We start from the raw sequence: 14190 nt of genomic DNA on the forward strand, positions 1-14190 counted from the left end.
CGTCGAAAGTTGAATACATCGACAACACCCCGTGTCAGACTTTTCATTGATGATAGCTTAGGATTGAAAGAAGAAATTTGGCATCTGGTTTATTGAGAGTATAAAAATTCAAATCCGATCATTTTGCACTGTTACAAATTGGTCGACACGAGCGAAAATCTTGTTCATTATCAACCCAAGGAGGGGTAATAATAAAGTTTTAACTCATATCTATTTGTTGACTTATACGCCGATTTTTGATTTAATCTTTAATATGGCAGGAATTGGTAAATTATAAAAAGACATTGCTTCTGGGCTTGTTAGAATAAGGGAGAATTTAGACAACAAGTATTTTAACGATGCGAGGGTTTTCTCGTTTTTATGATTCCTAAAAGCCAAACACGTGTCCAGGACGTAAGCCAAAAATGTGCTTTGGATTGCCACTCGCCGCCCTTAAGACCTGTAAAGTTAAGTTACAATGCGGTAAAATGGTTTCTATTAAAAAGTCAAAATTTATAATTTACTTCAAATAAGATGAAGCGTCCCAAAAGGCGATATTGTTCAACCTGTTTTGAGTAAGCATTAATATTTGCACTGACATAACGATCACTGTTTAATAAATTTTTTCCTTGCAAACCTAATGTCAATTTACCTCTCATTACTTCATACTGTCCCTTCGCGTTTATAAAGAAGTTTTCATGAGTTTGCGCTTGATCTGAAACAAAATGGTAGTTTTCCAGATTGACTTGACCCGTAAAAGACGAAGATAAGTTGAAATAGCAATTCATAAAGCTTCGAAACGTATGGGCTTTTTGAAAATTATTATTCAACTCTACGGATGTACTGTTGTATCTGCTGTACACCAACCCTATCTCGGAATTAAAAAATCCTTTGAAGGCTGTTTTTAATGAAATGTCGCTTATTAAAATATTTGAACGGTTATGATAAATATCTCCGTTTGCTTGATAAGCACTATTGGTTGTTGTATAATTTTCTCTCAATTTGATGGTTGAAGAAAGTAAAGGCAGGAATTTATTAACTCCTATAGCATAAATATAATTAGATAGATCATTTTCTAGTGGTGAGCGACTAATTACATCGAAGATATTGCTTAACTGTACTTCTGTCAGATAACCGCCCTTTGTGCGTAAATAAACAAGCGTAGAAAATGCCGTAAACCCATTTAGAACATCGTTATAGTTATATGTGAACGTACTGGTTAGTGTATGTATAGGAGATAATGGAGCCTCGCTGCTCTTTAAAGTTCGATAATCAGTCAATACATAACCGTTAAACAATGATGTTATTTCTTGAAGCGTTGCATTGTAACCAATCAATGTTGAAATTGAATGGTACCCTCCTTTCCAGGCGAGGCCTAATCGCGGCGTTAAAAAAAAGTAATTTTTGTTAATCTGATTTTTTTCGCCTTGATTAAAATTAATGTTTTCCATTGTTGCTTCCGCTTTTCCAACAATTTTGAAGTTTTGCCAAATAGACTTTATCGTAGAAAGTGAACCATAATAACTAGTACGATCAAGTATTATATTATTTTGAAATGGATTTAATAGGGGCGTTGGACTAGTCTGTGTTCCGTTTGTATCTGCAAAAAGATTGGATAGCAGCTTTGAACTTTTATACCTAGTTCCAACTTCTATCCCATAGTTGTCTGCGTCGCCACCAGAGATAAGCCTGGCGACTGCATTACCCATTTTAACAGGGTATGAGGCAAATTGCTGCAATCCAATCTCGCGTAAATTTGATAGCGGTAGCGATCGGGTGGCTGTATGAATAACGTCGAATTGTTGTGAATCTTTTACAGTATAAAATGAACCCGCAAAAGAAAAAACTTTTGTGTCTGAAATTCTATCGGTAAGTTCCAACCGGTGGCTTAACGTTTGGTTTAAATCATATAATGAATTACTGAATTGATTTGAATTTGATGCAATTATACTTTCACCATTTGTTCGGTTGTATTTAGCATTAAAGGCATAGTTAAAAAGAAAATTGCTTTTAGGCTGATAGGTTACATTAAGATAGCCATTTGCCCGTAATGGCAAAAGCTGAGTTTTGCTGTTTTCAAAATAGTGTATAACCGAATCATTAAGAACGTAAAATTGGTCGCTAGTCCGATCAAACGAATTTTTATCTCCAATAAGATACATCAATCCCTTTACGGTTATTTTGGTGCTTAATCTCGAAAGGAAAGTAATGGAACCTAATTTAGTCCTGTTGAGGTTGGTCTGATCATCTTGAAGGCCTTGGGGCTTGGAAATTCCTGATTGGCTAATTAGTTTCTCTGTGCCACGGTCTTGTTGATTAAAGTTATCAGCGTTTGTTTGTCCGTTAACGATAAATGGTAGGGGATCACGCCCGATATTGTTAGAGTTTAGAAAAAGAAATGCCTTAGTTTTTTTATAAAAAGATATACCATTTGCGTTAATCTCGTGTCTTTTACTCGTTCCACCAGCAATATCTAAATCTCCGAATATTACTTTTTTTCGATCTTTTTTAATGGTTACATTAATAACTTTGTCATTTGAATTTACAATGCCTTTTAGAAGTGGATTTTCAGTATAGCGATCAATTATTTCTACTCTGTCAATTACGTCCGCAGACATATTTCTTGACAGCAATGTATAATTATTATCAAACATATTGTCACCTTCCACCAATATAGTTTTTATTGATTGGCCATTTACTGTTATTTGACCATCTCTCGAAACATCAACACCAGGTATGCGCTTGAGAAGGTCTTCTGTAAGTCTTTCATTTTTATTTCTAAAAGAATCGGCTTTAAAAGATATCGTATCTCGACGTAAAGATACTTTTGGCGGTGGCGCAGTTATTCTTACCTCCCGAAGCTTAAACGAATTGGATAGTAGAATGAAGTTTTTTTGAAAATTGTTCATACGACTAAGCCCCATTACGGTAAAGCTACTTTTGTTGTAGCCCAAATAAGTGACGCTAACTATGATCGTATCTTGATTTTTTGGAACATCAAGAGAATACGAGCCGTTTGCATCCGTATTACCGTAGAGAATTATTGAATGATCGTCATGTCTGCTTACAGTTACTGTTGCACGGCTTAGCCCTTTTCCGGCAGAATCAGCAACAGTACCAGTTATCTTAAGGATGCCTTGTGCGCTACTTCCAAAGCTAAAGAGGCATAATATAACAAGATATAAGTATGGCTTTTTACTTGTTTTCAAAAACAGTTTCAATCGGGTGATAATTAGAGTTGACTTCGGTCTGTATGCCGTTATTGCCGGAAGATTGCATGAACTTTGCTACTTTTTTGCCTTGAACGTCCCAAGCATTGCGATATTCATCTAAGGGAATACGTTTGCCCTTTGCTTCAGATAGTGGCGGTATGACTGGCTGCTGAATAAGTGGAATTTCAACCGATTGAAATAAGAATCGTACTTGCTTGGTGCTGTCGTTTGCTTCAATAATTAAACCAGGCAACCCCTGTAACTTCCATGGGCCGGCGGATACGGGTATTTCTTCGCAGAACCAAGCCTCATAATTACGACCTCTAAAATTACAAATAGCTTTGATACAATTTAATTTACCAATGTCTTTTTTATCTTTTGTTATTTTCCATGAAATTCTTGGAAGATTCTCTTCGCTCATTAGAGGTCGACTAAAGACAAATTCTCGCATGTAAAGTTGCCTTTTTACGAAATCAGTATAAAATACTTCCCCCGTTAAATCAGTATGCGGCGGTAAGGTTATTGTGCCCCGTTGAACCTTTTCTGTTGTCAAAGCTTTAGGATTAGGCTTTGGCATTGTAAAAGGAGAAAACTTATTGTCAGAATTCAATAAAGAGCTGCGGTAAACAAAATAGGATTGCTCCTGATTAAAATATAGTAGGGATTCTTTACCGACAGTATCAATTTCTCTCACTGCCGTGTCTAAGTTAAGTACAAACTTGTAGGTTATTTTACCGCTCCAGGTTTGTGCAAAAGTTTCTTTAAAAGAAGAGCAGAGTGCAATAACAAAAATTAAATAATATTTAGGTACGAACTTTTTCATCAAAATATAAAGTAAAACAGCAGCCATCACTCTAAGGCGTTAATTACGCAAGACTAGCAGCGAATTTAAGTGCATCGATAACCTGTCCTGCTGTGGTAATAGCGTTTTGTTCGGCAGCTGCACAAGTATCGCCATATCCTCTAACAGTTATGCTGAAAGTGTCAGTCATTCTAACTGTTAAAATAAAGATGCAATCTTGAACAACTTGCTTTGATTTTACTTCGCTCTTTGGAGCAACATATTTAATGTTATGTTTGGTAGATGTGGTTGATTTAGCAAAAGATGTACCCAATCCAACTAATAAGAATGATACTAAAAGAATAATTTTTTTCATAAGATTTGTTTTAAAGTTTAAGTGAATTTCGCTTTTGAGCGATGGCTGTCGCTGAAAGCAAATATAATAATTAAATTTTAAATTATAGGCAATTTCAACTAATTATAGATCAGTTTTTTAACTGCCAAAATAAAATACACCTAAAAATATATACGTTCGATTATATTCTATATTTTGTTATTAAGAGATTAATTAATGAAAAGTTGTAGCCCTAACTAACATAGGTTAGGTTACCTGATCTTCAATTTCACCGCAATTTATCAAATCTTCATAAACAATGTGTTACAACAATAACCATATAAGAAGTGCACGGATTCGATACAGTTATGTTCGTAATTATTACACCCTGATTAAACTGTGAGCCCTAAAATTTAAAAACTGATCCTGCTTGAAATTTTTTTAGGCGATAGAAAAATGGAATCTCAATTTTACAGCATTAAAAATCGTATAATAATTTTAATTGTTTAACGAAATGGTTCGAATTATGTCCAGTCTGGGGATGAAACCTTAGCTTGTCGAATATAAAATCTTACTATATATCATAACATTGAGCCCTCTTTTCCCGATATTGTAAATAACTGCTGTTTCTTCGCCCTGCAAGCCTATCATGTCATGCCATTAAATTTAATATGATCGAAATTTCATGCTTGCATGCTGAAAAAACTGAATTTGCCTGCTCGCTATCAAATTCTTCTAATTTTTCCAATTGCATAGCGATCCCGCCAAGTATCTGGAGCCCTGCCGATACGGCAGTTCCGTATAGTTTGTGGCCCATATTCTTGATACCTTTCATGTCTCTTGCACTGATCTGCTTTCCCATGACCTCCAGCGATTGAGCCAGTTCCACTCTAGTCAGATCAATGACCTCTTTCATCATTGCCTGGTCGTCTCCTATATATTTCCGGATCTGTTCCCGGTCGAAATGAACTTCTTCTTTAACTGATCCGTCAGCCCGTTGAGGTGATAATTTGTTTTGTCCAAAGTTCAGCCATTTATTCATGACCGTTGCGATCATTTCTTCCACCACCGGCTTTACAATGAAATCATCCATACCTGAGGCAAAACATTTTTCCTTTTCACTTTTAACATTGCCTGCAGTAAGCGCAATAATGGGCACGTGCGTGCCGCGTTCCATCAGCCTGATCTTTTCCGTAGCCTCGTAACCATTCATTTCCGGCATCTGTACATCCATCAAGATAAGGTCGGGCAACTGTTTTTTACAAAAGTTCAATGCTTCTATCCCATTATGGGCCTCCAGCAAAACGGCGTTAGGTGCGATCCTTCTGACAATTGTACGGGCCAGCAGCATATTGACCGCGTTATCCTCTGCCACCAGGATGGTGATGCGGTTTTGGGTTGTCTCCATTTTTGGTTGGTTAGGTTCTGTTTCGGAGAGCGCCCCTGCTTTTTTATACAGGCGGGATAGGGTACTGTACAAGTCCTGCATTTTGATTGGTTTTACCATCCGGTGGCTGACCTGAAACTCTTCGCATGCCCTGATCACTTTCTCGTCGTCTGAAGAGCTATATAACAGCATGATCGGCTGTTCATCAGCAGTAGCATAAAAGTTCTCCCTGATTTTTCTGATCGTTTCCAGGCCGTCCATATAAGGCATGTGGTAATCCATTAAGATCACATCATAATGTCCGCCTGCTGCGATCATCTGTAAGGCTTCCAGCCCGTTTGTCGCTGGGGTGCTTTCAATGCCTTTTAATAAAAGCATTTCCTGGAGGATCAGCCGGTTATTGGCATTGTCATCTACGATGAGCACGTTTTTGATGAGTTCCAGGTTTTCCCAATGTTCCGGCTCGCCTTGCTCTGCTTTAAGGTTAATATCAAAATAAAATATACTGCCTTTTCCTTGCGTACTTTCCAGTTGCAGCCTACTGCCCATTAGGCCCAAAAGTTTGTTGGAGATCGTCAACCCCAGCCCTGTACCGCCATGTTTCTTGGTCGTAGAACCATCTTCCTGAGAGAAGGCATCGAATATCTTCAGTTGCTTGTCCGGTTTAATCCCGATCCCGGTATCGCGTACAGCAAATCGCATGGTAACCTGATCGGTCTCCATAGAGAGTGCGGCTATTTTTAATTCGATCTCGCCGTGTTCTGTAAATTTAGAGGCATTGCTTAATAAGTTGATCAAAATTTGCTTGAGCCGCACAATATCTGTCCAGATGAACCGCGGCAGATCTGGCGGAATATTCAGCAACATTTCCAGGCCCTTGGTCTGGATCTGATAGGTGATGATATCGGTTGCCTGTGCGCCAAGTTCATACAGATCACACTTTTCAATTTCCAGTTCCAGCTTACCGGCTTCGATCTTTGAAAAATCGAGGATATCATTAATGATGCTTAATAAGGCATTGGCTGATTGGTTTACAATGGTAAGATACTGTTGCTGGATCTCGTTCAACTGCGTTTTTAACATCAGGTCGGTAAAACCAATCACGCCATTCAGCGGTGTCCGGATCTCATGGCTCATGTTTGCCAGGAACTCCGATTTCGCCACGCTGGCTTGTTCTGCCAATATTTTTGCGTTCTTAAGTTCTTCCTGCTGCTCGACCATCTTGGTAATGTTTTGCGTATACACCATCGCACCACCTATAGCGCCGCCAGCCTTGTACCAAGGTCGCATTTCCCAGGTAATGTACCGGTTTTGATCTGTTCCGGCAGTCGTAAAGAATTCTCCTTCTTTTTTTTCAATCGCGCCGTTCAGGATTCTTTGATGCCTTTGCCTGGATTCGGGGCCCAGATTAGGGAACGCTTCATAATAAGACATGCCTATAATATCGCGATCCTGAAGTTTATAATCTTCCAGCCAACAATTACTGACCGCGACGAACCGCATGTCGTTATCCAGCATGGCCACCGCAGCGGGAGCATGCTTTACGAAAGCAGCCAACCTGGATTTTTCGGTCAGCAATTCGTTTTCGATCTTTTGCCTTTCGGTAATGTCTATGGCATTGCCGATCACATAAGGGTCCCGTCCGGGGTTGTTTTCTAAAACATTATTGAACATCCAGGTATGCAGCGCGCCGTCTTTATGACGTGTAATCATTTGCGCTTCCAGGTGACCTTTAGCTTGAATAGCCAGAAGATAACCTTCTAAAAGATGATGCCGCTCTTTTGGAATAATATCGAATAGGCTCATCTGCATAATTTCTGACGTTGTATAACCGAGCATAGCTGCGCCGGAAAGATTAACGGTCAGGAAATTGCCTCGTATGTCGTGTGTACACATCAGTCCCTGGGAATTCTCAAAAAAAGCCCGTAGCTTTTCTTCGCTGATCGCCAATTCCTTTTCTCTCGCCTTTTCATCGGTTATATCCCGCCCGATCGCAAACAGGTTGTCCTTACTCCGTTCCGGAGTCACCGTCCATGCCAGTAACCGGTAACCGTTATCTTTGCTCTGTATACGAAGGAGAAAATTGATCGTGCTTATTCCGGTAGTGAGCTTAAGGAGCTCGGCCCTGGTTAATTCCAAATCATCCGGATGAATGAATTCAAAAAAAGATGTTTCAAGTAAAAACTGCCGGTCCCAACCCAAAATTTTAGTGAAGGCGGGATTTACTTTTTTCAAGTTACCGTCCGCTCCGGTGATACAGATCAGATCGTCAGAGAACAGGAATAATTTTTCAAAGTTTCGCAACTCTTCCTTTCGCCGCCTTTCGATGATCAGCATCATTACTTCCTCCGCAAGAAGTTGTAACGATCTTCTTTGTTTAGCTTTTAATTTATTGGGGTTGCGGTCGATCACGCAGAGCGTACCCAATGCAAAGCCATCGGGATCAATCAGCGGATACCCGGCATAAAACTGAAGCTTAGGCCCGGCAGTAACCAGTTCGTTTTCTTCGAACCGCTCGTCTTTAGCAGCATCTTCCACTTCAAATAAGCCCTCACCCATAATCGTATATTGGCAAAATGCCAGTTCCCGGGGTGTTTCGTCGATATCAAGGCCGATTTTGGATTTAAACCATTGCCTGTTTTCGTCAACCAATGACACGAGGGCTATCGGAACGTCACAGATCAGAGATGCCAGTTCTGTGATCCGGTCAAATTCTTCTTCGCTCAGGGAATTAAGTAGCTCATAACTGTGAAGCGCCTTTAATCTTTCCTTTTCGTTATGGGGTATCGGTCTTTTATTCACAGTATGTGTTTTAATTAGTAGGTGTTTCAGGAACTGTTAGCGGAAGATAAATCCGCCGTAAGGTTTAAAGTACTTTAAATGCTGATCTATCCTCCAGCGTACCCATTCTTAAACAATACCTGATTTCTATAAATGTAATAAAGAAATTTAGCTATCTGTTAAGAATGACTAAGAGCCTGTTTAAATTTTGTTCAATAGCAATTTTATAGCGGATATTTTAACTATGTTTTCAGACGTTTCCATCAGGAGTTCATGGCTGCTGCATAGTCTTCGGTCATTGTCGAACCAAGCAAACGTTCTTTCGATCACCCATCTTTTATGGACGGGCTAAAATCAGTCGATCTTCTCATCAGTTCGCATAACAACCTGAATTATGTACCCGAACTTGTTCTTTATCTGGTCGGCAATCTCCCCCCGATATCCACCGTCAGCAATAATAACCCGGATACTACACAGCATGTCTTTCAATATTCGCATTAGAAATATTACTGCTTTACTATCGTGGACATGGGCTACAGTAAAGCAGTTCCAGCCGTTTGATGTTATCCTGGCATGCCAAAGAAAGATCATTTGACGAGGAATCTCTATCTATGTAATTTACTTTTAATGGCTCATGTACTTTTTCAAAAAATCTAAATGAAAAAATTCAGCCTTCATATAATGTGATTTATAATCTTTAATAACCAAGTACTTTCCGAGTAGATAAAAAAATCAAATGCAAAATTCAGTTTAATGACATAGTAATTAATAAAATAACTACATTTTTATAAACTTAATAACTCAAGTACTTTTCAATAATTAGTGAAAATTTAAATTCGGCTTTGGTTATTATCAAAACGCAAGCAATTCTTTTAAAAAAATTTGATAAACTGAATATGCATGGTCTAATGCCGTCAAAGGCTGTAATCCACTGTCAAAAGTAAGATAGATCTGATTACCTGCCCAAAATGTCTTTTTGCAGCTAATATCCCTTATGCTTGTTTAGGGTACAAAACTAAGGGGGCCCGCGTCCATGCCCAGCTTACTTGCGCCGCTGCCTTTTGGTATTTCCCGATTATGAAGTCCTTTGTTATCCAACCTGGCGCGTTCTACACCAGCTGAGTATTTGATAAAAAAGTAGCCTCCAGCTACAAAGCCAATGTCAAAAGCAAGCTTCAGGAGCGAGAAAAGAAAATCACCAATACTTTTAAAACTGATAAAAATCCATTGCAGATTATCCAAGAGGGAATTTTTAAGGTCGAAACCGATAAAATTTAGCGCAATGCCAAAAGCTATCAAAATAATGCCTACAGTCATAGAGCGCCATCGTGCAAGATAATAGCTCTTGGTTGTTTCCGAAATACTGGCGTTTGGGTGTTTCATAAAAGGTTGTGTCGGCAAAAACAGGATCAATTATTCGAAAACTTACAGTGGCTCAGAGTTATCTTTAAGATACCAATCTAATTGCCTGAAAGAGATCCAATCTTTTCCAAATTGCGTTGCCTTTTTTACCACTATGAGTTCGATGTTCAAAGCTTTTCCCGATCCGTTTTCGGTGAGGTAATATTTAATTCCGGTGCTTTTATTTTCCCATACGCGATAGGTTAGCCTTAAACTATTTTCAGGTTTGACTTCGTTACCGTTCACATCTAGTTCAATAGAACCTTCGGGAACGTGTGTTCGTTTGAAAACCAAACTACCAATTTTCCCCACCAGCTCAATCAATTGATTGGTCTGTTTTTGATCATAAATGGTCAACTCGTAACCAACCAGGGTCTTTTTATTTTCAGCATAATGGAACACAACATGATCTTTATGCTGACCAGAATTACCCGAAAAATCTGTATTTTCAAAACGGAGCGCTTTCGGGTCGCTCGTTTTAAAAACTTCGTAGTTCAACAAAGTCAGATCTGAAGAATCTTTGGGTTCTCGTTTTATACCTTGTACTTTCATTAATTCCGGCAGGTTTTCCGTAAATAATAATTTGGCAAGATCAATCGGCCCGGTATAAGTATTAAATGCCTTCGTCGGGTTTTGCGTTTGTGCACTGCTCTGAGGGTTTTGCCCGCAGGCTGTTATCATCAGGAGGATACTTAAGCTAATCAATGTGTTCTTTAGTGTAGACATTGTTCGTTGGTTTAAATAGGTTTAAAATTTCCGCTTCAGTAGGGTTCATGTTTCGGAACATACCCAGATCATTCCAGGTAAAGCTGGTTGATGTATCCGACTCGCGGTTTTTACCGGTCACTAATACATGTTCCTGCCATTTAATTAGGTTACGGTTATTACGATAATAACTGACCGTTTTATCAGTTACCTGCCGGTCTTCTATATTCAGATAGCATTGCATGGCGGCAGCCGCGTCGCCGCGATAAGTGATCTTTTTACTAAAGCGGATAAGTTTACCGTCGGCGGCACTCGCCGCAGTAAGCTTACCTTTTTTGTTATAACGATACGTACATTTCCAGGTGTCGGTCATGTCGGCCTGGCTGCGCTGCGTGACTATGGTAGCACGTTTAACATATTGATTAACCTGAGGGGTATAACCTACTAAGGGTAAGGCATCCGCTATCGGGTAATCACCAATCGCATCGCCCAGTAAATTTAGTAAGGCCATTACAGAATGATTGGATGTGATTTCCTGTTTGAAAGTTTTGTAATAGCCAGGATAAAGGATATATCTGTCGTGTTGGTTAATCATTACAGCGTGCTCTGCATCTTTGAAATTGATCTGCAAAGTATCAGTGCTTAACTCGCCTGTACGCGTGGTGCGCGAATAAAAATAAAAGCCATCCTTTGCAGCCCTGATACTGTATGCCGTACCTGCCGAAACTCTACCTCCTCCAATGGTATAAACCGAGAGCAGGCTTCCGCTTATTGTTCTGCAATAAAGGAGCTTGGTGGTGTCGCTTGACGAGCCTTTGTTGGAATTTTGGTAATAACCATGCCATAATAAGTATCTTTAGTTTGGGCCACGCTTACGCTGTTTAGGCAGATTAGGAGTAATAAGCTATAGCAGGTTTTGATCATGGTTGTCAATATAACCACCTTTACACTTATTAGTTTTACCGCACCGCTTCAAACAAATAACCCTTGTATTTCAGATCTGCGTTCTTGCTGCCTCTACCGCGCCCCTGATGACATCTAAGCAGCGTATCTTTTCGCTTTCAGACAGCATCAGAATGATCCGGTGCGTTTCTGATAAGGTCTGAATAGTAACGACCCCATTCGTGAAAAATTCCTGTTTCATGTTCATGTCCTTAATATCATGGTAGTTTATGCTGCGATAAGTGTCAGAAAATAACACCCCGCCGCGTACGCCGCCACTCAGATAGCGCAGGCTCGAGCGGCCGATTTCTAACTGTATCTTTTTATAAAAGTCCTTTCGTATCCAATAATAAGCGAAAACCGCGAGTGCGATCGCTCCGACTAAGGCCCCCAACATTAACTCCGCCGTTTGGCTCCAATGCTGCCAAAAGTCTGCGGGCCGTTCCTTGTATAAATTCACGACAATAGATAGGAGCTCATAAAACGCTAAGGCGAATAACAACCCGAAAAATAAATAGCGCCATAAAGCGATGTAAACAACAGTCGTACCGTCAGCTCTTTTTTCGATCAAATCACTCATAGGGTATGACGGTGTAGTTTGTGAAGTTGAATAGCCATAACAGATGGTACTGCGCATTGTTCATAAAAGCCGCGTGTGAAATTTTAAATAAAAGAGCTGCTGATATTAGCGGTCTTTTCCCTAGCGAGGTGGCCGCCCGGTATCGGCTGTTTAGTTTGTACGTCGTACAAACCTTCCAAACTATAATACCTTTCATTGGTTATAGAAATACTTATAACAAATGATCGACCTTTAAAATCTATTACTTAACGATGCGTAAAGCAATTTTGTTCTTAATAAGCCTGGCCGTGCTAAACGCTTGCACCAGCAACGGTAAGCATTCGGGCAGTAATAAGGATACCACCGCCGTGCTCGCCAGTGTTCCAGCCCCGGACAAAGCAGCCGATACAGTAAGCAGACCATGCGAAGCCGGGCAAACACTGGTATACGAAGAGCCTGATGTTTTTAGCACCTACACGGAGGATAAGATGCGCGGATTCGGGATTGTCTCCTTCCAATTCGAGATAAATGACCGGCTTGATATTTTCTATCCCGATCTGTCAACCTTTGGCTTCCTGGTATATAATGAGGACGGAAGTTATTATACTATGGATATGCCAAAAAAAATACTGGCCCGCCGTGTGGTGCCTCAAGCTGATTTCGCTCAGTTTGACTTTGATGCGGAGGCTATTGATACCGATAAAGATTACTTGATTATATACGCTAATAAAAAAAAACTGATGGTAAAAAAAGCTGGTATCAAGTATACTTATCAAAAATGGGACGATTATGTTCGCTCCCAAACCATCGAGCTAAAAGACTGCAATTTACTGAACGGGTCAGCGCAGTATAAGGATATGGCATTTGATGTTACCCAAGTGGATGGCGACCGAATCAAGATAAAATCTAATAAAGACTGCGATGGGCCAGACGGTAAATTCACGCCAGCGGAGGGATGGGTGACGTGGAAGAAAGATGGAAACTTGCTGATTGATTTCGGCACCTGCGATTAAGTAAATGATAAATGCACACAATGCGAAAAAGATCAGTTAAAATTTATGCGGCAATTGCATTGCTATCTTTAATTTATAGTTGTAACCCAAAAGCAGGCTTGGTTATACAACCCATCGATGAAGAGTTTAATCATGAATATATCACCGGTAAAGGGTTGAATACAAAATTTTTCAGCACGAACGATGTGATGCAGTACTATCAGATATCAAACTATGATGATTTAGCAGATAATGAGCTGCTAACAAAGTTGGACAGCTTTGCAACGTCCAGTTTTTCAACACGCAGTATAGATCATATCCAAAATCTTACTTATCTGTTTTATGAAAAAAAGATGTTTGTCAATTACAGGGATCATTTGTATGAGTCCGCCAGAGAGGAAGAAAACAGGCATCTTATAGATTATAACGACGAGTTATTAGCCACTATAATCTTTGAACGGATAAAGGAAGACCCGAAAAAAATGTCGGTAAGGAAACTGCTATACACTAAGAATGGGCTTAAGCTGAAGACAACCGATACCATCATCGTGCGGTAATTTAAGTCTTCGGGTTAATTAAAAACAGAATGCTCTATCGAAAGTTGAGACCCTTTATTGACAATTTCGATCTTATTTTTGTTAGGCTGTTAAGGCGCTAATCTATTGCCTCCTATGCTGTTGTTAGTGGGTCACCGAGCCAAATGCCATAGAGCATTAGTGCAGAACCTAAGAACCAGATCACCGTAGCAAACTGCTTTAACCGGATTTGATGATCAATGAAGAATTTAATTGGTTGCCTGCCCACATTGGCGGCATTATTTTTTTGATGAAAGTTTATTATTGCATCTACCATATAAAAAGAGAACTGGTTGGCAAAGTTGATCATAGAAATGACGATTAGTGACATCATAGCCGAAATTAATCGCTCACTGGTAGCGTACTTCATGGGAATATGCAGCAACTTGACCACCAAGCCCAATCCCAAGAATAAAATGATGATCACGGGTATTAAGGCCGGAAAAGCTTTCAGCAGGAACGGACGTTCATATTTCTTTGACGCGAAAAACAATAAATATCCGTTTAAGCAGATCAATATCAACAAGATTAAATACCTCATT

Annotated in this window: 11 protein-coding genes; 2 read left to right on the forward strand and 9 right to left on the reverse strand. The window is 39.7% G+C overall.

What is annotated here, in order from left to right:
* Nucleotides 1-485: 485 nt before the first annotated feature.
* The 8 genes from ACVW0P_RS11080 to ACVW0P_RS11115 form a co-directional block, all read right to left on the reverse strand.
* A complete protein-coding gene (locus ACVW0P_RS11080) occupies nucleotides 486-3188 on the reverse strand; it encodes a carboxypeptidase regulatory-like domain-containing protein (protein WP_457132142.1) in 2703 nt (900 codons plus the stop codon).
* Nucleotides 3175-4041, reverse strand: coding sequence for a GLPGLI family protein (locus ACVW0P_RS11085; RefSeq protein WP_457132143.1), 867 nt, complete (start codon nucleotides 4039-4041; stop codon nucleotides 3175-3177). The genes ACVW0P_RS11080 and ACVW0P_RS11085 overlap by 14 nt, the downstream gene beginning before the upstream one ends.
* 16 nt (nucleotides 4042-4057) lie before the next feature.
* Nucleotides 4058-4348 (reverse strand): hypothetical protein, encoded by a 291-nt coding sequence (locus tag ACVW0P_RS11090; RefSeq protein ID WP_457132144.1) that lies wholly within the window; start codon nucleotides 4346-4348, stop codon nucleotides 4058-4060.
* A 610-nt stretch (nucleotides 4349-4958) separates the two neighbouring features.
* A complete protein-coding gene (locus tag ACVW0P_RS11095; protein WP_457132145.1) occupies nucleotides 4959-8495 on the reverse strand; it encodes a response regulator in 3537 nt (1178 codons plus the stop codon).
* A 981-nt stretch (nucleotides 8496-9476) separates the two neighbouring features.
* Nucleotides 9477-9857: a hypothetical protein gene (locus ACVW0P_RS11100; RefSeq protein ID WP_457132146.1), complete on the reverse strand. Its 381-nt coding sequence runs from the start codon at nucleotides 9855-9857 to the stop codon at nucleotides 9477-9479.
* 42 nt (nucleotides 9858-9899) lie between these two features.
* Nucleotides 9900-10601: a hypothetical protein gene (locus tag ACVW0P_RS11105; RefSeq protein ID WP_457132147.1), complete on the reverse strand. Its 702-nt coding sequence runs from the start codon at nucleotides 10599-10601 to the stop codon at nucleotides 9900-9902.
* Nucleotides 10573-11211, reverse strand: a complete 639-nt coding sequence (locus tag ACVW0P_RS11110; protein ID WP_457132148.1) for a hypothetical protein — start codon at nucleotides 11209-11211, stop codon at nucleotides 10573-10575. The genes ACVW0P_RS11105 and ACVW0P_RS11110 overlap by 29 nt, the downstream gene beginning before the upstream one ends.
* A gap of 363 nt (nucleotides 11212-11574) precedes the next feature.
* Nucleotides 11575-12102 (reverse strand): hypothetical protein, encoded by a 528-nt coding sequence (locus tag ACVW0P_RS11115; protein ID WP_457132149.1) that lies wholly within the window; start codon nucleotides 12100-12102, stop codon nucleotides 11575-11577.
* 251 nt (nucleotides 12103-12353) lie between these two features.
* Here ACVW0P_RS11115 and ACVW0P_RS11120 point away from each other — a divergent pair, with 251 nt between their 5' ends.
* On the forward strand, nucleotides 12354-13094 hold the full coding sequence (locus ACVW0P_RS11120; protein WP_457132150.1) for a hypothetical protein: 741 nt from the start codon (nucleotides 12354-12356) through the stop codon (nucleotides 13092-13094).
* A gap of 20 nt (nucleotides 13095-13114) precedes the next feature.
* On the forward strand, nucleotides 13115-13630 hold the full coding sequence (locus tag ACVW0P_RS11125) for a hypothetical protein (RefSeq protein WP_457132151.1): 516 nt from the start codon (nucleotides 13115-13117) through the stop codon (nucleotides 13628-13630).
* 112 nt (nucleotides 13631-13742) lie between these two features.
* Here ACVW0P_RS11125 and ACVW0P_RS11130 read toward each other — a convergent pair whose 3' ends face one another.
* Nucleotides 13743-14189, reverse strand: coding sequence for a hypothetical protein (locus ACVW0P_RS11130; RefSeq protein WP_457132152.1), 447 nt, complete (start codon nucleotides 14187-14189; stop codon nucleotides 13743-13745).
* Nucleotide 14190: the final 1 nt, after the last annotated feature.

This window comes from Mucilaginibacter sp. UYNi724 (assembly GCF_054057495.1).

Excerpts from the sequence above, each read along its gene's own strand:
- ACVW0P_RS11120 (WP_457132150.1), top strand. The coding sequence starts at position 12,354 with ATGCGTAAAGCAATTTTGTTCTTAATAAGCCTGGCCGTGCTAAACGCT.
- ACVW0P_RS11115 (WP_457132149.1), bottom strand. The coding sequence starts at position 12,102 with ATGAGTGATTTGATCGAAAAAAGAGCTGACGGTACGACTGTTGTTTAC.
- ACVW0P_RS11100 (WP_457132146.1), bottom strand. The coding sequence starts at position 9,857 with ATGAAACACCCAAACGCCAGTATTTCGGAAACAACCAAGAGCTATTAT.
- ACVW0P_RS11105 (WP_457132147.1), bottom strand. The coding sequence starts at position 10,601 with ATGTCTACACTAAAGAACACATTGATTAGCTTAAGTATCCTCCTGATG.
- ACVW0P_RS11090 (WP_457132144.1), bottom strand. The coding sequence starts at position 4,348 with ATGAAAAAAATTATTCTTTTAGTATCATTCTTATTAGTTGGATTGGGT.
- ACVW0P_RS11085 (WP_457132143.1), bottom strand. The coding sequence starts at position 4,041 with ATGGCTGCTGTTTTACTTTATATTTTGATGAAAAAGTTCGTACCTAAA.
- ACVW0P_RS11130 (WP_457132152.1), bottom strand. The coding sequence starts at position 14,189 with ATGAGGTATTTAATCTTGTTGATATTGATCTGCTTAAACGGATATTTA.
- ACVW0P_RS11125 (WP_457132151.1), top strand. The coding sequence starts at position 13,115 with ATGCGAAAAAGATCAGTTAAAATTTATGCGGCAATTGCATTGCTATCT.